Genomic DNA, 1,036 nt, shown 5'->3' with positions numbered 1-1,036 from the left:
GGCGGGGGGGGGGGGCAGGCGCAAGCGCAAACGCAAACGCATAAATACGCTATTGTAATGAACGCGCAAAATCTGCCTGAGGTAAAGTGGGGGGGTGACTATAACAAATTGGTGCAAAAAATCAATGAACGCGAAGTTACCCATACGAGTTTTTTCAGAATCAAAAAAAGCGTTAGTTTCTCATTCAATAATAAAGATGAAGTTGTTGCTGAAAAAAAAGATGCTGTCGTTTTCGGCGCGGCGACCTACCTGCCGCCCTACGGCAAGGTTTCCGGTTTTGATACCGCTAAGCTGACCGAGCGCAAAAATGCCGTTGATCAGATTGGTACGACCCACCCTGGGTTAGTAGGCTACAGCTACGAAGGTAGCACATGCTCCAGCGGAGGTTGTCCTACAGTTGCCTATAGAACCCAATTTACCTTCGGCAATTCCAGTTTGGCAAAAAAGACAAACGGCGGCGGGCTGGATATATACGAAGACAAAAGCCGCGACAATTCGCCCATTTACAAATTGAAGGATCATCCTTGGTTGGGCGTGTCTTTCAATTTGGGCGGAGAGAGCTCCTTCAAACCAAAGAGACAAGGTTCTTTGGTATCTTCTTTTAGCGAGGACGTGACGCAGCAAAATGGTGCGGACAGCCAACACAAAGGCAAAAACCTCGTTTATACGACAGACGATTACAAGAGTCAGAATAATAAAAACCATCAGGACAAACACCACGCCGTCGCCTTTTATCTGAACGCCAAGCTGCATTTGCTGGATAAAAAACAAATCAAAAATATCGCGCAAGTCGGAACAGTTGATTTGGGTACCTTGAAAACACGCATCGAGCCGACGGAAGCATGGAAAAAACAGAATAATAACTTTTTCAGCGGTAGTTGGACGTATGAAGAGAAAGGATTAGTCAGCGTCAAACTCAAATTGCCGGAAGTCAAAGCAGGCCGCTGCATCAACGCAAATAACCCCAATAAGAGTACCAAAGCCCCTTCCCCCGCCCTGACCGCCCCCGCGCTGTGGTTCGGACCTGTGCAAAATG

At 47.5% G+C, this 1,036-nt stretch carries 1 protein-coding gene; it reads left to right on the top strand.

The genetic code is table 11. The features are described 5' to 3' along the window. The coding region (pilC, locus tag HMPREF2959_RS08565; RefSeq protein ID WP_246829045.1) for a PilC family type IV pilus tip adhesin at window positions 1-1,036 on the top strand (1,036 nt) is incomplete at both ends.

Origin of the sequence: Neisseria sp. HMSC070F02, assembly GCF_001814225.1 — a bacterium.
Lineage (GTDB): Bacteria > Pseudomonadota > Gammaproteobacteria > Burkholderiales > Neisseriaceae > Neisseria > Neisseria meningitidis.
This window is presented reverse-complemented; position numbering and strand designations above follow the sequence as displayed.